This is a genomic window from Cupriavidus sp. PET2-C1 (assembly GCF_054515855.1).
Map to the genome: position 1 here is coordinate 1,540,184 of NZ_CM137259.1, position 16,551 is coordinate 1,556,734.

Here is a 16,551-nt window from a genome sequence, read left to right on the forward strand (position 1 = left end):
GTAACGCAACATCGCTACAGACAAAGGTCATCGCATCAATCGCGAAATCAGCGCACCCGAATTGCGCTTGGTCGGGGTTGATAACGAGCAGCTCGGCATCGTCAAGTTCATGGACGCGCTCCGCCTGGCTGAGGATAAGGACTTGGACTTGGTGGAAATCGCTCCTACAGCGGTGCCGCCGGTTGCCCGTATCATGGATTACGGCAAGTTCAAGTACGAGGAAGCCAAGCGCGCGCACGACGCCAAGCTGAAGCAGAAGATCATCCAGGTCAAGGAAGTCAAGTTCCGGCCGGGTACGGATGATGGCGACTACAACGTCAAGCTGCGCAACCTGAAGCGCTTTCTCGAAGACGGCGACAAGACCAAGATCACGCTGCGTTTCCGCGGCCGTGAGATGGCGCACCAGGAAATCGGCGCGCGTGTGCTCGAACGCCTGAAGGCGGATCTGGAAGAAGTTGGCCAGGTCGAGCAGATGCCGAAGATGGAAGGCCGCCAGATGGTGATGGTGCTGTCTCCCAAGAAGAAGAAGTAAGATTTTGCGCGTCGCTGCGGCCCGGAGGGGAATCCCTCCGGGCGCGGCGTCGTGCGAAAGCAGCGCAGAGGCCGCACGCGGCTTTAGCGCAACAATAAGTGGATGCGGGTTTTGCAAGTGTCGGCGCTAGCTGGCCACCTGCATGCATGTCATAGAAGCTGGAGTATTTCATGCCGAAGATGAAGACCAAGAAAAGCGCCTCCAAGCGCTTTACTGCGCGTCCGAATGGTTCGTTCAAGCGTGGCCAGGCCTTCAAGCGTCACATCTTGACCAAGAAGACCACCAAGAATAAGCGCCAGTTGCGCGGCACCCAGGACGTCCATGAGACGAACCTGAAGGCCGTTCGCGCAATGATGCCTTACGCATAACCCTAACGAAAACGAAAGGAGCATTACATGCCTCGAGTAAAACGTGGGGTCACTGCACGGGCCCGCCACAAGAAAGTCATCGTCGCCGCCAAGGGTTTCCGCGGCCGTCGTAATAACGTCTACCGTATCGCCAAGCAGGCGGTCATGCGTGCTGGCCAGTACGCATACCGCGATCGCCGCAACAAGAAGCGCGTGTTCCGCGCTCTCTGGATTGCGCGTATCAATGCTGCTTCGCGTGAGCATGGCATGACCTACAGCGTGTTCATGAACGGCCTGAAGCGGGCTTCGATTGAGCTGGACCGCAAGGTGCTGTCGGACATGGCTATTCATGACAAGCCTGCCTTTGCCGCCATCGTCAACCAGGTGAAAGCCACCGTTGCCTGATGCCGGCTTCGGGGTGCCATGCTAGACGCTAGTGTCTAGTGTGGTTCCCCGGGCAAGCACCGACCGCAAGGTCGACAGCATTTCCGCCAAATTTGCCTGAGCAGCGCTTGTCGCCGCGATGGCGGTTCGGCCGGACCTGCAGAAACGGGGCTCCTCACCGAGCCCCGTTTTCATTTCGGATACCGTTTCGCGCGCCGTTCCCGGTTCGATGCAAGACGACATCCGAAACGAAGCCCGCGCCGCCCCCGGTGCCGCGCGGGCTCTGCACCTACATCGCACTTAGTGCCAACCCACGCCCGGGCCCAGCGTGACCCGGACGCCAAATTTATCGCCGACCGCCGCCATGTCTCTGGATCCGGATCAAATCGTCGCCGACGCCCAGGCCGCCTTCGCTGCAGCCAACGACAACGCCACGCTGGAAAACGAGAAAGCCCGCTTTCTCGGCAAGACCGGTGCGCTCACCGAGCTGCTCAAGAGCCTCGGCAAGCTCGATCCGGAAACGCGCAAGAGCGAAGGCGCGCGCATCAACCAGGCCAAGCAGCAGGTCGAGGCCGCGCTGCAGGCACGCCGCCAGGCGCTGGCCGATGCGCTGATGAACGCGCGGCTGGCCGCCGAAGCCATCGACGTCACGCTGCCGGGCCGCGCGGTTGCCCGTGGCAGCCTGCACCCGGTGATGCGCACCTGGGAGCGCGTCGAGCAGATCTTCGGCTCGGTGGGCTTCGATGTGGCCGATGGCCCCGAAATCGAAACGGACTGGATGAACTTCACCGCGTTGAACAACCCGGACAACCATCCGGCCCGTTCGATGCAGGACACCTTCTATGTGGACGGCCGCGACAGCGAGGGCAAGTTGCTGCTGCTGCGTACCCACACCAGCCCGATGCAGGTGCGCTACGCGCGCATGCACGTGGAGAAGTACAAGGGCCGCGAGATGCCGCCGATCAAGGTGATCTGCCCCGGCCGTACTTACCGCGTCGACAGCGACGCCACGCACTCGCCGATGTTCAACCAGGTCGAAGGCCTGTGGATCGGCGATGACGTGAGCTTTGCAGACCTCAAGGGCGTGTACACGGACTTCCTGCGCAAGTTCTTCGAGCGCGATGACATCCAGGTGCGTTTCCGCCCCTCGTACTTCCCGTTCACCGAACCGTCGGCGGAAATCGACATGGCCTTCGGCAACGGCAAGTGGCTGGAGATTTCCGGCTCGGGCCAGGTGCACCCCAATGTGCTGCGCAATATGGGCCTGGACCCCGAGCGCTATATCGGCTTTGCCTTCGGTTCCGGCCTTGAACGCCTGACCATGCTCCGCTACGGCATCAACGATCTGCGCCTGTTCTTCGAAGGCGACGCGCGTTTCCTGCGCCAGTTCGCCTGAGGCGCGTATCCGCGCCAGAGCACATCGTCACCGACACCACAGAACAGAATACTTACCGGATCAGAAGCGCCATGCAATTCTCGGAATCCTGGCTTCGCAGTTTCGTCAATCCCGACAAGATTTCCACCGATGCGCTCTCGCACAGCCTGACCATGGCCGGGCTGGAAGTGGAAGAGGTCGGCCCGGTCGCGCCGCCTTTCAACAAGGTGGTGGTGGCGCGCGTGCTTTCCACCGAGCGCCATCCCAACGCCGACCGTCTCAACGTTTGCCAGGTCGATGCCGGCACCGGCGAGACCCTGCAGATCGTTTGCGGCGCGCCCAATGTGGCGCCCGGCGTGCTGGTGCCTTGCGCGCTGGTCGGCGCGGTGCTGCCGCCGTCCGAGGCGGGCGGCAAGCCGTTCGAGATCAAGGTGGGCAAGCTGCGCGGCGTGGACAGCTTCGGCATGCTCTGCTCGGCGCGCGAGCTCAAGCTGTCGGAGGACCACGGCGGCCTGATGCTTCTGCCCGAAGATGCCAGGATCGGCATGGACATTCGCGAGTACCTGGACCTGGATGACCAGGTCTTCGTCATCAAGCTCACCCCCAACAAGGCCGACTGCCTGTCGATTCACGGCGTGGCGCGCGAAGTCGCCGCGCTGACCGGTGCCGCGCTGCACCTGCCGGAGATGAAGCCGGTTGCCGTGACGCTGGCCGACAAGCTGCCAGTGAAGATCTCGGCCCCCGACCTGTGCGGCCGCTTCTCGGGCCGTGTGATCCGCGGCGTGAACGCGCGCGCGGCCACGCCGGCATGGATGGTGCAGCGCCTGGAGCGGGCAGGGCAGCGCAGCATCTCCGCACTGGTCGACATCTCCAACTACGTGATGCTCGAGCTCGGCCGTCCCTCGCACGTCTTCGACCTGGACAAGATCCACGGCGGGCTGGATGTGCGCTGGGGCCGCAAGGGCGAACAGCTCAAGCTGCTCAACGGCAATACCGTGGAGCTCGACGAGCAGGTCGGCGTGATCGCCGACGACAAGGAGATCGAGAGCCTGGCCGGCATCATGGGCGGCGACAGCACCGCCGTGACGCTCGACACCACCAACATCTACCTCGAAGCCGCCTTCTGGTGGCCGCAATCCATCCAGGGCCGCTCGCGCCGCTTCAACTTCTCGACCGATGCCGGGCATCGCTTCGAGCGTGGCGTGGACTACGCCACCACGGTTGAGCATATCGAGCGCATCAGCGCGCTGATCCTCGAGATCTGCGGTGGCCAGGCAGGCCCGGTCGACGACCTCATCGTCAACCTGCCGCAGCGCAAGCCGGTGCGCCTGCGCGTGGCGCGCGCCGAGCGCGTGCTTGGCATCGAGCTGTCGCCTGCGGTCATCGCCGACGTCTTCCAGCGCCTGCAGCTGCCGTTCACCCGCGAGCAAGGCGCGGACGGCGAAGTGTTCGTGGTTACGCCGCCGAGCTATCGCTTCGATATCGAGATCGAGGAAGACCTGATCGAGGAAGTGGCCCGCATCTATGGCTTCGAGCGCATCCCGGCACGTCCGCCGATCGCCGAAAGCGAGATGCGCCCGACCGACGAAGCACGCCGCTCGACCCACGCTGTGCGCCACGCGATTGCCGCGCGCGACTACCAGGAGGTGATCAACTTCGCCTTCGTCGAAGAAAAGTGGGAGCGCGATTTTGCCGGCAACGACAACCCGATCCGCCTGCTGAACCCGATCGCCAGCCAGCTGGCGGTGATGCGTTCCACGCTGATCGGTGGCCTGCTCGACAAGGTGCGCTACAACCTCAACCGCAAGGCATCGCGCGTGCGGATGTTCGAAGTGGGCCGCGTGTTCCATCGCGATGAAGCGGTCGCCGATGGCGGCCTGACCGTGGCCGGCTATCGCCAGCCGATGGTTGCAGGCGGCATTGCCTACGGCCCGGCCTTCGACGAGCAGTGGGGCATCGCCACCCGCCCGGTGGACTTCTTCGACGTCAAGGGCGATGTCGAGGCCTTGCTGTTCCCGCGCGTCGCGCGCTTCGAGCCGGTATCGCATCCCGCGCTGCATCCGGGCCGCGCCGCGCAAGTGGTGATCGACGGCAAGGTGGCCGGCGTGATCGGCGAACTGCATCCGCGCTGGCTGCAGGAGTACGAACTGACGCAAGCGCCGGTCGTGTTCGAACTGGACCTGCTGGCACTGCGTGAAACGGGCCTGCCGGGCTACACCGAAATCTCCAAGTTCCCGGCCGCCGTACGTGACCTGGCACTGGTGGTAAAGCAGTCGGTGCGCGTGCAGGACCTGCTCGACGCCATGCGCGAAGCCCTGGAAAAACAGGGCTCCGCACGCTATTGCCAGAGCCTGGTGCTGTTCGACGAGTTCCGCCCGAAGGCAGCATCGGCGGCCATTGGCGCGGACGAGAAAAGCCTTGCGTTCCGCTTGACCTTGCAAGATACTGGGGCGACCCTCCAGGACGAAACCGTCGACAGCGCGGTGCGTTGCATGGTCGAAGCCGCCAGCGCTGCATTCCAGGCGCGGATGCGCGGCTGATCCACCAGCTGACATGACAATGGAGCGCCCGGACTTCCGCATCCGGGCGGATCGCCACACTGAATGACAATGAACGATCGACACGCGTATCTCATGGCCTCTGCAATGGGTGAAGCAGGCGACCGCCAGGCAGCCTCGCTCGACGACGATACGTCCGACGCTCGCGTCGCTGAAGTGCCGACCCTCACGAAGGCCGAGCTTGCTGAAATGCTGTTCGACCAGGTCGGTCTCAACAAGCGCGAGTCCAAGGACATGGTCGAAGCTTTCTTCGACGTGATTCGCGAAGCGCTGGAACAAGGCGACAGCGTCAAGCTCTCCGGCTTCGGCAATTTCCAGCTGCGCGACAAGCCGCAACGTCCCGGCCGCAATCCCAAGACGGGCGAGATCATTCCTATCACGGCACGACGCGTGGTGACTTTCCATGCCAGCCAGAAGCTCAAGGGCCTGGTGGAAGAGCGTGCCGGCCTGGTGGCGGTGCCAGGCTGATCGTTTGCCAGCAGCGCGACGACTCGTTATCCTGCTGAATCCGTGTATCCCCCTTGTTCGCGCGCTAGCCCGCGCGAACACCACAACCTCTCCCGGCACGGCCTGAAGCCCGCCCATTCACCGTATGTCGGAAAGATCCAGCGAACGCATCTTGTTGCCGCCGATTCCCGCCAAACGCTACTTCACCATTGGGGAAGTCAGCGAGCTTTGCGCCGTCAAGCCGCATGTGCTGCGCTACTGGGAGCAGGAGTTCACGCAGCTCAAGCCCGTCAAGCGACGCGGCAACCGGCGCTACTACCAGCATCATGAAGTCCTGCTGATCCGGCGCATCCGCGACCTGCTGTACGAGCAGGGCTTCACGATCAACGGTGCCCGCAATCGCCTCGACGAAGGGCGGCAGCACAGCCATGCCGCCACCGAGGACGAACAAGCGCTGGCCGCGGAAGCCGCCGGTGAAGCGCCGGTTTTTTCGCTCGACCTCAACAGCCTGCGCAACGAACTGGTGGAAGTGCAGCACCTGCTCGCGCAGCTTCAACAGATCGCGAAGCACGAATAAAAAGTGCACTAATGACTAGCCATTTTTAAAAAGCTTCTGATATAATCTTTTTCTTTCGGGGCGTAGCGCAGCCTGGTAGCGTACCTGCATGGGGTGCAGGTGGTCGGAGGTTCAAATCCTCTCGCCCCGACCAGTATTAAGAAAAACCCGCACAGCATTTGTTGTGCGGGTTTTTTGTTGTCTGTTCAAAACGCCAGCATCTAGCCCGACAAATAGCCCGGCAAAAACACGTGGCAACAAGCATCGTCGAATTCGCCTGAATCTCTTCGGATCGACGCTGCCACCGCTGACACGCAGTCTCCCTTCATTACCTCGCCGGCGAGTCACGCCTGGCCGATGAAGTCGCCTTGCCCCATGTGGCCCAATACGGATCGGCCGGCTCTTCGCGAGTGGCATAGTGGCGCTCGCCCCGTGTGCGCACGCGTAGCGATCTCGCATCGAGAAGGTCGATGCCTTCCGCGAGCGCGAAGCGCAGCCGCGCCCCATCGTGCTCGATCACCAGGCTGTCGATAGGACGGGGCAGGGCCTTGAGTGCGGCGGTGTCGATGCCCATCAGATAGAGCGTTGCACCGGCGGCCTGCGCGGCGGCCTCGGCCTCCGGGTTCCAGGTATCCGCCGTGAGCAGCGGGTCGTCCACGGTCAGGGTCTGGCACGCGATGGCCGTGCCGTGGGGGTCGTGGGTGTGGCCGGTGTTGCGGGCGTAGAGATAGATGATGCCAGGATCGCAGGTGAACATAGCTTCACTCAGAAAATACTGTATGAATATACAGTATAGCGATGCTATCGGCGTCCGGCTAGGCCGTCCCAGGTCAATCAGGTTTGTCGCGAAGGGGCGGCGGACTCTACAATCAAGCCATCGACCGCGCGGTGTGCATGTCCTTTCCGGCAGACGTTTGCTGTGCGCAGGGTCCCGGGGCACTGGTTTGGCCGGATGCCGTTTACCGCGTGCAACGCATAGGATAGGAGTAGGGGATGGCTAAACGCGAACGTGCTGCCAGGGCCTTGCAGGACGAGGTGAGCCGGCGCATCCAGCGCATCGATGACATTGTGGAGGACGGCGCGAAGATCCGGGTGCCGGCACCGCAAGCGCATGCGCGCGATGCGCGCGGGCGCAACTGGGATATGAAGGCCTTCGGCAATGCCGCGGGTTATGAGAGGAGTATCCGGGCCGTGGTGGACAAGGCGCGTGACGAGTTCGACCTGGCCGAGGTGCCGGGCCAGCAGAGCGCCGATCCCTTTGCCACTCCGCCCTCGCTGGAGTGAGCGTTTCGTTGGAGTAAGGCATGCACGCTTGCGATCTCTGCCATCTTCTCGTTGGTGCGCCGACCACGGTGGAGCCGCATGAGAACCTGGCTGCATCGGGTGCGGGCGCACTCGGCATGGACATCAACTCGCGCTGGGTGGACCGGCCCTGGCGCTGCACGGCCTGCGGCGCCTGGATGTTCCAGAATGCCGCCCACGGCGAGCCGCCCAATGTCTGGCGCATGGGGCGCCGCCCACAGGATCGTCCGCAGGACCGGACCTAGGCCCGGCAGCCCCTGGCCCCGGCTGGCCGGACGCTGCGCTGCGGCATGCTACGATGGCCGGCAAAGGGAGACGCAATGAATGAATCCAGAACACAGCATTACCGGGGCTACGTGATTTTGATCTCGGTACAGCAACATGAGCGCGGATGCCTGGTGAGTGCCTCGATCGTCCAGGAGGCCAAAGGCGCGGTGCGCAATCCGTCACCGCTGCAGTCGTGGGTGGGGCATGAGCAGGGTGAACTCATGGAAGTCGCTGACCGGGCGCAGGCACGCGCTTGCCGGCTGATCGATGCGACGGTGGACCATGTTGCCTATGCCGCAAGCTGACTGATTGATCCTGGTGGCCTGCCTGGCCTTCCTGGCCATGCATTGGCTCGGGCAGAAGTTTCGCCGGCCAGCCTACATGGCGCGGGATCGCTGTCGTTAATCCGGGTATGAACTCATTCGATGCTTCCGAAGAATCCGCCGCAAATGCCGATGCCATGGGGTGGGGTTCGTCACCGCCCCATGTGCTGGCCGCGGTGCTCAACACCGCTCTGGCCGCCGAGGACCTGAACGGCTTTGCCGCGCTATTGTCCGACATGGCCCGCGATCGTGGCCTCAAAGGCGCGCGTGGCTCGCACCAGTCCATCTACGACATGCCCTATGCCAGCTTGTTGCCGCGCCAGCAGCATCTGCTGGCGGATGCGTTCGAGCTGCTCATCCGCCTGGGCCTGGAGTTGCAGCCGCGCAGGCCGCGCGTGCTCGGCGACAGCCCTGGGAGCCTTCTGACACACGGCAGCCACGAGATCCCCGCCGACTAGAGGCCACGATCCGAGTGGCGGTGCGCCTGGCGCGCTGCGTGCGCCATGGCGGACACAGCGGCGAGGCCGCGTGCTAGCATCTCGCGAAAACAAGGTAGTGGCAGAGCATGGCCGCTAGCCCTGATCAACCAGATCGCCGCTCCGACGGCGACGTATCACCCGGCCAGATGCCGATCCCGGCCGGGCGATGATGCTGACACGGCACGCGCGCACGGCCGTGGTGTTCGAGGGGAGCGATCGCGTGTTGTGGAGGTTGCAATGAACGAAGACGAGCCTTTCGGGGTAGTGTTCGAGGATTTCCGCGTCATCTGGGTGGCCGAGCGTTTGCAGGATGGCTCATGGACGGCGCGCTATTGCTGGAGTCCGGGTACGTCGGAGGCATCCGGCAAGGCGCTCCAGGCGGCAGTGCTCAGCGGCAAGTCCAAGCGGCTGCTGGGCGATTTCAAGACCGAAGAGGAGACCATCGACGCCATCAAGGCGGCGGTGCTGCTCGAGGCGAAATGGGGCCGGTGAGTCCCGGCTCAAAGCCTAGGGTCCAAAAGGGGCCATAGGCCAAATATGGCCTATGGCTTGGAAAGCTCCGGCAGCACGACGCTGCTCCATTTCCACGTCCATATGCCCTGGCGCGTCAGGCCAATGAGAATGCGGTCGCCATTGTCCTTGGTGGCCGAGGCTTCCACGGTGTTCAGCGCCCGATAGGACAAACTGTACTTGAGCGCGTCCTTGGCGGCTTCCTCCTTGGCGGACCCCGCTGGTTCGCCCTTGTTTTCCGCTGGTGCGGGGGCGGGGCGCGCGGGCGGTGCTGGCTGCGGCGCTGTGGCGGGCTTCTCGCCGGCCATGAGCGCCATGACGCCGGCGGGCGACACCATGGTGTCGATCATGGTGTTGATGACCGCCTGGCCGATTGCCTGCCCGATGCCGGCAAAGGGCATGTTCTGCAAGGCGGACGTGCCGAGCTTTTGCTGCAGGGACAACGTCAGCTGCGCCTTCAGGCTCTCGCGCAGGGCCGGATAGTCGACATAGCGGGAGAACTTGTCGGCATCGCGCGTTTCGATGGCAGAGCGCATCTGGTAGAGCGCCCAGTAGGGGCTGGCGTAGCTGGTGGCAGCGACGACGATCGCCGCGGCAATCGCGGCTTTGACGGGTTTGTTCATCGGAGATCCGGTGCAAGCGCGCTGGCTAAGGCCCCCATTGTCGCCAATCGGCCGCGCCCGCGTCTACCCGGCTTGCTGGCTGCGCTCCAGCAAGCCGATTTCCCGTACCGCCACCGACAGCATCGACAAGCCCGCCGCGCCCGATGCGCGCTGATCCGCCAGCATGCGCGAGAAACGCTCGATCTGCGCCTGGCGCCCGCCGCGCCATGCCTCGATCAGTTGTGCCGGCGTATCCAGGGCCTGTGGCTGCGCCAGCACGCTGACCGTGAGCGCGCGCTTGAGGCGGCCGAGGTCTTCGAGCGTCGTGGTGCGCGCCAGCAGGTCCCAATGGCTGTCGGCTGGCAAAGCCAGGGCGCGTTCGCGCAGCCAGCCAAAACTGAACTCCGTATCGAGCGCGAAATAGACACCCGCCACCAGCGCCAGGCTGCGCTGCGTGGCCGCCGCCACCTCCGCGATATCCAGTGCCGCCGCGGAGATCTCTCCCGCGGCTACGCGCAGGGCCAGTTCATCGTCCACGCCGGACTGGCTCAGGTCCTGCCGCCATTGCGCCAGCGCGGCGGCCTCCGGCCCGGCCAGCAGTGCGGGCAGCTGGGGTGTGAGCCAGGCCGCGGCTTCGGCGTAGCGCGCGCTGTCGCCATCGGTGGGGCCGCCCGCGTGCGGATGCCGCAGGAACCACAGGCTGGCGTGCTCCAGCAGCCGTCCCACGGCGGCGAACATGCGCGCCTGCACGTCATCGCCGACCTGGTTGTCCAGCGCATCGATGCGCAGCCAGAGCGGGTCCAGGCCGAACACGTCGCGCGCAATCAGGCAGGCACGTACGATGTCCGCGGGCCGCGCATCGGTTTCTTCCTGCATGCGGTGGACAAAGGTGGCGCCGATGCGGTTGACCAGCGTGTTGGTGAGGTGCGTGGCCAGGATCTCCCGGCGCAAGGGATGGCGCAGCATGGTGTCGGCGTGCCGCTCGCGCAGCGGCTGCGGGAAATAGGCGGGCAGGAGGCCGGCCACCAGCGGGTCCTCCGGCAGCGCGGACGTGAGCAGCTCGTCGTACAGCCACATCTTGCTGTAGGCCAGCAGCACCGCGCGCTCGGGCGAGGTGAGGCCCAGCCCGGCGGCCTTGCGCTCACCCAGTTCGTCCTCGGTCGGGAGGAATTCCAGCGCGCGCTTGAGGCGGCCGGCGCGCTCCAGCCACCGGATCAGCCGGCCCTCCGCGTCGAGCAGCGCCGCGGCGGTGCGCCCGGCAACCGACAGTGCCTGGCTTTGATAGTAGTTGTCCTCGAGCACCAGCAAGCCGACTTCGTCAGTCATTTCCGCGAGCAGCTTGTTGCGTTGCTTCTCGGTCATCTCGCCGTCCGCCACCACCAGCCCCAGGAGAATCTTGATATTGACCTCATGGTCGGAGCAATCGACGCCGGCAGAGTTGTCGATCGCATCGGTGTTGATGCGCCCGCCATTGAGCGCGAACTCGATGCGGCCAAGCTGCGTGAAGCCAAGGTTGCCGCCTTCGCCCACCACCTTGCAGCGCAGTTCGGCGCCGTTGACGCGCACCGCGTCGTTGGCGCGATCGCCCACTTGCAGATGGCTCTCGCGGCTGGATTTGACATAGGTGCCGATGCCGCCGTTATAGAGCAGGTCGACCGGCGCCAACAGGATCGCGTGGACCAGTTCGGCGGGCGAGAGCACGGTTGCGCTGATGCCAAGCCTCGCCTGCACCTCCGGCGTGATCGCGATGGTCTTGGCGGTGCGCGGAAACAGCCCGCCGCCGGCGGAGACCAGGCTCATGTCGTAGTCCGCCCAGCTCGAGCGCGGCAACTCGAACATGCGCTGGCGCTCGCGCAAGCTGGCGGCGGGGTCGGGGTTGGGGTCGAGGAAGATATGGCGATGGTCGAACGCGGCCACCAGCTTGATATGGGGCGACAGCAGCATGCCGTTGCCGAACACGTCGCCCGACATGTCGCCGATGCCGGCGACGGTGAAGTCCGTTGACTGGATGTCGACGCCCATCTCGCGGAAATGGCGCTTGACCGATTCCCAGGCGCCGCGCGCCGTGATGGCCATCTTCTTGTGGTCATAGCCGACCGAGCCGCCCGAGGCAAACGCGTCGCTGAGCCAGAAGCCGTACTCCGCGGAGATGGCGTTGGCGTAGTCGGAGAAGCTGGCCGTGCCCTTGTCGGCGGCGACCACCAGATAGGGGTCATCGCCATCTTCACGCACCACTTCCGGCGGCGGCACCAAGGTGCCGGCGACGCGGTTGTCGGTGACGTCGAGCAGGCCGCGCAGGAAGGTCTGGTAGCAGGCAATGCCTTCTTGCAGGAAGGCGTCGCGGTCGTTCGCCGGCGGCGGGCGCTTGACCACGAACCCGCCCTTGCTGCCCACCGGCACGATCACCGTGTTCTTCACCATCTGGGCCTTCATCAGCCCCAGCACCTCGGTGCGGAAATCCTCGCGCCGGTCGGACCAGCGCAGGCCGCCGCGCGCCACCGGGCCGCCGCGCAGGTGCACGCCTTCCACGCGCGGGGAGTAGACCCAGATCTCGAACATCGGGCGCGGCTCGGGCAGGCCGGGCACCAGCGCGGGGTTGAACTTGAACGACAGGTAAGGGCGCGGCCCGCCGTCGGGGTCGTGGCGGAAATAGTTGGTGCGCACCGTGGCGTTGATCACGCCCAGGAACAGGCGCAGGATGCGGTCTTCGTCGAGGTTGGGCACCTGGTCCAGCTCTGTGCCGATGGCTTGCTGCAGGCGCTCGCAGCGCGCGGCGCGGGCGGCTTGCGTGGCGGGGTCGAAGCGCGCGACGAACAGTTCCACGAAGCGCGAGGCGATAGCCGGGTTGCCGGTCAGCGCACGCTCGATATACGCATCGCTGAAGGTCGACCCGACCTGGCGGAGGTAGCGGGCATAGGCGCGCAGGATGGTCACGTCGCGCGCGGCGAGCTCGGCGCGCAGCACCAGGCGGTTGAAGTCGTCGTTCTCGATCTCGCCGTTCCAGGCGCGCGCGAAGGCGTCCTCGAACAGCGCCTTGATGCGCGCGATATCGGCGCCAAGGTCGATGCCGGCCGCAACCCCATCGGCCATTTCCAGTCCGAAATCATGGATCCATACCGGCGCCGCGCCGTTGGGCTCGATCAGGTAGGGACGCTCTTCGTCCACGCGCACGCCAAGGTGCTCCAGCATCGGCAGGCTGAGCGACAACGCGATCGGCGCGCGCGCGCGGTAGACCTTGAAGCGGAATGCGCCGGGCGCGGCTTCGATGGGCCGGTACAGATTCATGGCGATGCCGCCGGTGGCCTGTGCCGCCTCCATCAGCTCGATGTCCCGCACGGCGATGCGGGCCGGGTAGTCCTCGCGGTAGCCTGCCGGGAAGGAGTCGCCGTAGCGGCGCAGCAGGCGGTTGCCTTGCTCCTCGCCGGTGCTGTCGAGCAGGGCGGCGGCAAGGTCGTCCTGCCAGCGGCGGGCGGCTTGCACGATGCGCTCTTCCAGCTCGTCCGGGTTGATCTCGGGCATGGTGCCAGGCTCGCCGCGCACGATCAGCTGGATGCGCGCGAGCGGCGACTCGGAGAGCTGCGGCGTGAACTCGCAGCTGTTGCCGCAAAAGGCGGTCATCAGCAGCTTCTGGATGCGCTGGCGCAGATCCGTGTTGTACTTGTCGCGCGGCACGAACACCAGGCAGGAGACGAAGCGGTCGAAGCGGTCGCGCCGCACGAACAGGCGGATGCGCTGATGCTCCTGCAGGCGCAGGATGCCCAGCGTGATGTGGAACAGTTCGTCTTCCTCGGCCTGGAACAGTTCGTCGCGCGGGTATTGCTCGATGATGGTCACCAGCGATTTGTAGAGATGACCCTTGGTCAGGAAGCCCGCGCGCGCCAGGATGTTGGCGAACTTGCGCCGTAAAAGCGGGATGTCCTCGCACGACATCATGTAGGTCGTGGAGGTGTACAGGCCTACGAAGCGCCGCTCGCCAAAGAGCTTGCCGTTGGCGTCCGTCAGCTTGATGCCGATGTAGTCCAGGTAGCCGGGCCGGTGCACGGTGGAGCGCGAATTGGCTTTGGTCACGAAGATCGGTGACTTGTCTTCGATGACCGAGGTGGCCGCCGCGGGTAGCTCGGTCAGCGTGTCCTCCTCGGGCGGGCGCAGGCTTTCGCTCAGGATGCCGGCGCCGGAGCCGGGTACGCCGCGCAGGTAGAAGCGGTCGTTCTGGGTGACCAGTTCATAGTCGCGCTGGCCGAGGAAGGTGAAATGCTCGTCCAGCATCCACTGCAGGAAGGCGCAGGCTTCCTGTGTATCGGGCTGGTTGCCATCCGGGCGCTGCGCCAGCGTGTCGATGGTGGCGCGGGTGATGGCGGTCATCGCCGGCCAGTCTTGCACCGCGGCGCGCACGTCGCCCAGCACGCGGGCAATGCCGTTGCGCAAGGCATCCTGCGTGGCGGTGTCGCCGCAGCGGTCCACTTCGAAATGGATGAAGGATTCGAGCCGGGGACCGCCGGCTGGCTCGCTCGTCGCGGTGTCGCCCTCGCCACCCAGGCCCACCTTGGCGATGGTGCCGTCCGCGTTGCGCCAGACCCGGAAGACCGGGTGGATCGCGGAATGCAGGGCCAGCCCCAGCCGGTTGATCTCCATGGTGACGGAGTCGACCAGGAACGGCATGTCGTCGTTGACGATCTCCACCACCGAGTGGTCGGAGTGCCAGCCATGCTGCTCGAGGTTGGGGTTGTAGACGCGCAGCCGCGCATTGCCCGGGACAAAGCGCTGGGCGGTCTGCCAGTGCGCCATGACCGCGCCATAGAGATCGGCCACGTTCCGCTTGAGCAGGTCTTCGGCGTCGGCCAGGTCGTAGTAGTGCCGCAGGAATGGCTCGGCCTGGACGAACATGTCGCCGGGCAGGCGGCCCTGGGCGAACTGCATCAGGTCGGCCAGCAACTGGGCCTGTCGCGCTTCGCTTTCCGCCAGCATGGTGTCTCCCCCAGACGGCTGTTTTTGGCAGTCCGTTGCCGGCACAGGCACAGGCACTGCGTGACGCGCGTCGCGCGTCGTGCGTTGCCTGCGTCCTTCCAGCATGACCGTGCTAACTACTGTAGAGCATAAAGGGCGGCACCGCGCACAATCTGCGCGGCCTGGCTTTGTCCGCTCCGGGCTGGCGCGGGCGTTGGGATGTATGAGATTTACGACTGGTTTTCATGATTTTATATCGCCGCAGGAATGTGCTTGCCGTGGCTACACTGCCTGTCTGCGCCTTACCCGCCGGTAGGAAGCGCGAGCCGAACTGGGCGTCTGGCCTTGCCGCGGCGCGCGGAGCGGCCTCACTGGCCGGGACGGGCATCATGGAGACATAAGATGTACAAGGAACGTATCCGGCTGGCCAGCCTGCTCGACAAGGTCATGCCGGCCGAGGCCGCGGCGGCGATGATCCGGGACGGCATGACCGTGGGCATGAGCGGCTTCACCCGCGCCGGCGACTGCAAGGCGGTGCCGCAAGCGCTGGCCAGGCGCGCGTCGCACGAGCCGCTGCGCATCACGCTGATGACCGGCGCCTCGCTGGGCAACGATACCGACAAGATGCTGGCCGAGGCCAATGTGCTGGCGCGGCGCCTGCCGTTCCAGGTGGATGCCACCTTGCGGCGCAAGATCAACGCGGGCGAGGTGATGTTCATCGACCAGCACCTGTCCGAAACCGTGGAGCAGCTGCGCGGGCGCCAGATCGCGCCGGTAGACGTGGCGGTGGTGGAAGCGGTTGCGATCACCGAATCCGGCGGCATCGTGCCTTCGACTTCGGTCGGCAACTCCGCGAGCTTCGCGATGCTGGCGCAGAAGATGATCGTCGAGATCAACCTCGGTATGCCGGCCGGCCTGGAAGGCCTGCACGACATCTACCTGCCAACGGCGCGGCCGCATCGCCAGCCCATTCCGCTGGTCTCGGTGGACCAGCGCATCGGCTTGCCCTTTATTCCGGTGGACCCCGCGAAGATCGCCGCCATCGTGATCACGCAAAAGGACGATAGCCCGTCCAATGCGCTGCCGCCCGACCAGGAAACGCGCCAGATCGCCGGGCACCTGAACGATTTCCTGTTGCATGAAGTACGCTCAGGCCGGCTGGCACCCTCGCTGCAGCCGCTGCAGGCCGGCATCGGCACGATCGCCAACGCCGTGCTGCATGGCCTGATCGATTCCCCGTTCCGCGATCTCACGATGTATTCGGAGGTGCTGCAGGACAGCACGATCGAGTTGCTGGACGCCGGGCGGCTGCGCTTTGCCTCTGCGTCATCGGTGACGTTGACCAGCGCCGTCTACGCGCGCTTCCTGGCAGACCTGGAACGATACAAGGCACGCGTGATCCTGCGCCCGCAGGAGATCAGCAACCATCCGGAGCTGCTGCGCAGGCTCGGGCTGATCACCATCAACACGGCGCTGGAGTGCGATATCTACGGCAACGTGAACTCCACGCATGTGGGCGGCACGCACATGATGAACGGCATCGGCGGGTCGGGAGACTTCGCGCGCAATGCGCATTTGTCGGTGTTCGTCACCAAGTCGATGGCAAAGGCCGGCGCCATCTCCAGCATCGTGCCGATGGTGTCCCACGTGGATCACACCGAGCATGATGTCGACATCATCGTGACCGAGCATGGCCTGGCCGATCTGCGCGGCCTGGCGCCGCGCGAGCGCGCGCAGCAGATCATCGCCAACTGCGCGGATCCGTTGTATCGGGAGTTGCTGCGTGATTACGTGACGCGCGCCACGCGCCGCGGCGGGCATACGCCGCACCTCATCGAGGAGGCGCTGGCCTGGCACGTGCGCTTGCGCGAGGAGGGCTCGATGGGCGGCACGAAGGCGGCCCTGGCCGCAGCCTGAAGCGGCTT

General features: G+C 65.1%; 16 protein-coding genes and 1 tRNA gene. 14 read left to right on the forward strand and 3 right to left on the reverse strand.

Going from position 1 to position 16,551, the window contains the following annotated elements; translation table 11 throughout:
- The first annotated feature begins 10 nt into the window (after positions 1-10).
- From infC to ACX12D_RS07125, 8 genes are all read left to right on the forward strand, one after another.
- Positions 11-532: a translation initiation factor IF-3 gene (gene infC, locus ACX12D_RS07090; protein WP_081488948.1), complete on the forward strand. Its 522-nt coding sequence runs from the start codon at positions 11-13 to the stop codon at positions 530-532.
- Positions 533-702: 170 nt separating this feature from the next.
- Positions 703-900 carry a 50S ribosomal protein L35 gene (rpmI, locus tag ACX12D_RS07095; protein ID WP_006163215.1) on the forward strand — a complete coding sequence of 66 codons (198 nt, stop codon included), beginning with the start codon at positions 703-705 and terminating at the stop codon, positions 898-900.
- Between the two features lie 27 nt (positions 901-927).
- Positions 928-1,284 carry a 50S ribosomal protein L20 gene (gene rplT / locus ACX12D_RS07100; RefSeq protein WP_006163216.1) on the forward strand — a complete coding sequence of 119 codons (357 nt, stop codon included), beginning with the start codon at positions 928-930 and terminating at the stop codon, positions 1,282-1,284.
- 343 nt (positions 1,285-1,627) lie between these two features.
- Positions 1,628-2,659, forward strand: coding sequence for a phenylalanine--tRNA ligase subunit alpha (gene pheS / locus ACX12D_RS07105; RefSeq protein WP_267606192.1), 1,032 nt, complete (start codon positions 1,628-1,630; stop codon positions 2,657-2,659).
- Between the two features lie 71 nt (positions 2,660-2,730).
- Complete coding sequence (gene pheT, locus ACX12D_RS07110; protein ID WP_459373436.1) at positions 2,731-5,178, forward strand: phenylalanine--tRNA ligase subunit beta; 2,448 nt, start codon at positions 2,731-2,733, stop codon at positions 5,176-5,178.
- A 69-nt stretch (positions 5,179-5,247) separates the two neighbouring features.
- On the forward strand, positions 5,248-5,664 hold the full coding sequence (locus tag ACX12D_RS07115) for an integration host factor subunit alpha (protein WP_043345037.1): 417 nt from the start codon (positions 5,248-5,250) through the stop codon (positions 5,662-5,664).
- A gap of 124 nt (positions 5,665-5,788) precedes the next feature.
- A complete protein-coding gene (locus ACX12D_RS07120; protein WP_459373437.1) occupies positions 5,789-6,220 on the forward strand; it encodes a MerR family transcriptional regulator in 432 nt (143 codons plus the stop codon).
- 56 nt (positions 6,221-6,276) lie between these two features.
- Positions 6,277-6,353 (forward strand) — tRNA-Pro (locus ACX12D_RS07125).
- 174 nt (positions 6,354-6,527) lie between these two features.
- Here ACX12D_RS07125 and ACX12D_RS07130 read toward each other — a convergent pair.
- Positions 6,528-6,956 carry a hypothetical protein gene (locus tag ACX12D_RS07130; protein ID WP_459373438.1) on the reverse strand — a complete coding sequence of 143 codons (429 nt, stop codon included), beginning with the start codon at positions 6,954-6,956 and terminating at the stop codon, positions 6,528-6,530.
- A gap of 236 nt (positions 6,957-7,192) precedes the next feature.
- Here ACX12D_RS07130 and ACX12D_RS07135 point away from each other — a divergent pair, with 236 nt between their 5' ends.
- The 5 genes from ACX12D_RS07135 (at position 7,193) to ACX12D_RS07155 (ending at position 9,062) form a co-directional block, all read left to right on the forward strand.
- Positions 7,193-7,483, forward strand: coding sequence for a hypothetical protein (locus ACX12D_RS07135; RefSeq protein WP_441630562.1), 291 nt, complete (start codon positions 7,193-7,195; stop codon positions 7,481-7,483).
- Positions 7,484-7,503: 20 nt separating this feature from the next.
- The gene (locus ACX12D_RS07140) at positions 7,504-7,746 is read left to right on the forward strand and encodes a hypothetical protein (RefSeq protein WP_441630564.1); all 243 of its coding nucleotides are present in this window, start codon (positions 7,504-7,506) and stop codon (positions 7,744-7,746) included.
- 75 nt (positions 7,747-7,821) lie between these two features.
- Positions 7,822-8,073: a hypothetical protein gene (locus tag ACX12D_RS07145; RefSeq protein ID WP_441630565.1), complete on the forward strand. Its 252-nt coding sequence runs from the start codon at positions 7,822-7,824 to the stop codon at positions 8,071-8,073.
- 107 nt (positions 8,074-8,180) lie between these two features.
- Positions 8,181-8,549, forward strand: a complete 369-nt coding sequence (locus ACX12D_RS07150) for a hypothetical protein (RefSeq protein WP_459373439.1) — start codon at positions 8,181-8,183, stop codon at positions 8,547-8,549.
- A gap of 258 nt (positions 8,550-8,807) precedes the next feature.
- The gene (locus ACX12D_RS07155) at positions 8,808-9,062 is read left to right on the forward strand and encodes a hypothetical protein (RefSeq protein ID WP_441630569.1); all 255 of its coding nucleotides are present in this window, start codon (positions 8,808-8,810) and stop codon (positions 9,060-9,062) included.
- Between the two features lie 50 nt (positions 9,063-9,112).
- Here ACX12D_RS07155 and ACX12D_RS07160 read toward each other — a convergent pair whose 3' ends face one another.
- Both ACX12D_RS07160 and ACX12D_RS07165 read right to left on the reverse strand, forming a co-directional pair.
- Positions 9,113-9,703: a DUF2939 domain-containing protein gene (locus tag ACX12D_RS07160; RefSeq protein WP_459373440.1), complete on the reverse strand. Its 591-nt coding sequence runs from the start codon at positions 9,701-9,703 to the stop codon at positions 9,113-9,115.
- Positions 9,704-9,766: 63 nt separating this feature from the next.
- Entirely contained in the window at positions 9,767-14,647 is a 4,881-nt protein-coding gene (locus ACX12D_RS07165) for an NAD-glutamate dehydrogenase (protein ID WP_459373441.1), read from the reverse strand.
- Between the two features lie 381 nt (positions 14,648-15,028).
- On the opposite strand from ACX12D_RS07165, the gene ACX12D_RS07170 reads away from it, so the two are divergent.
- Positions 15,029-16,543 carry an acetyl-CoA hydrolase/transferase family protein gene (locus ACX12D_RS07170; RefSeq protein WP_459373442.1) on the forward strand — a complete coding sequence of 505 codons (1,515 nt, stop codon included), beginning with the start codon at positions 15,029-15,031 and terminating at the stop codon, positions 16,541-16,543.
- Positions 16,544-16,551 lie beyond the last annotated feature (8 nt).

Excerpts from the sequence above, each read along its gene's own strand:
- rpmI (WP_006163215.1), top strand. The coding sequence starts at position 703 with ATGCCGAAGATGAAGACCAAGAAAAGCGCCTCCAAGCGCTTTACTGCG.
- rplT (WP_006163216.1), top strand. The coding sequence starts at position 928 with ATGCCTCGAGTAAAACGTGGGGTCACTGCACGGGCCCGCCACAAGAAA.
- pheS (WP_267606192.1), top strand. The coding sequence starts at position 1,628 with ATGTCTCTGGATCCGGATCAAATCGTCGCCGACGCCCAGGCCGCCTTC.
- pheT (WP_459373436.1), top strand. The coding sequence starts at position 2,731 with ATGCAATTCTCGGAATCCTGGCTTCGCAGTTTCGTCAATCCCGACAAG.
- ACX12D_RS07115 (WP_043345037.1), top strand. The coding sequence starts at position 5,248 with ATGAACGATCGACACGCGTATCTCATGGCCTCTGCAATGGGTGAAGCA.
- ACX12D_RS07120 (WP_459373437.1), top strand. The coding sequence starts at position 5,789 with ATGTCGGAAAGATCCAGCGAACGCATCTTGTTGCCGCCGATTCCCGCC.
- ACX12D_RS07130 (WP_459373438.1), bottom strand. The coding sequence starts at position 6,956 with ATGTTCACCTGCGATCCTGGCATCATCTATCTCTACGCCCGCAACACC.
- ACX12D_RS07135 (WP_441630562.1), top strand. The coding sequence starts at position 7,193 with ATGGCTAAACGCGAACGTGCTGCCAGGGCCTTGCAGGACGAGGTGAGC.
- ACX12D_RS07140 (WP_441630564.1), top strand. The coding sequence starts at position 7,504 with ATGCACGCTTGCGATCTCTGCCATCTTCTCGTTGGTGCGCCGACCACG.
- ACX12D_RS07145 (WP_441630565.1), top strand. The coding sequence starts at position 7,822 with ATGAATGAATCCAGAACACAGCATTACCGGGGCTACGTGATTTTGATC.
- ACX12D_RS07150 (WP_459373439.1), top strand. The coding sequence starts at position 8,181 with ATGAACTCATTCGATGCTTCCGAAGAATCCGCCGCAAATGCCGATGCC.
- ACX12D_RS07155 (WP_441630569.1), top strand. The coding sequence starts at position 8,808 with ATGAACGAAGACGAGCCTTTCGGGGTAGTGTTCGAGGATTTCCGCGTC.
- ACX12D_RS07160 (WP_459373440.1), bottom strand. The coding sequence starts at position 9,703 with ATGAACAAACCCGTCAAAGCCGCGATTGCCGCGGCGATCGTCGTCGCT.
- ACX12D_RS07165 (WP_459373441.1), bottom strand. The coding sequence starts at position 14,647 with ATGCTGGCGGAAAGCGAAGCGCGACAGGCCCAGTTGCTGGCCGACCTG.
- ACX12D_RS07170 (WP_459373442.1), top strand. The coding sequence starts at position 15,029 with ATGTACAAGGAACGTATCCGGCTGGCCAGCCTGCTCGACAAGGTCATG.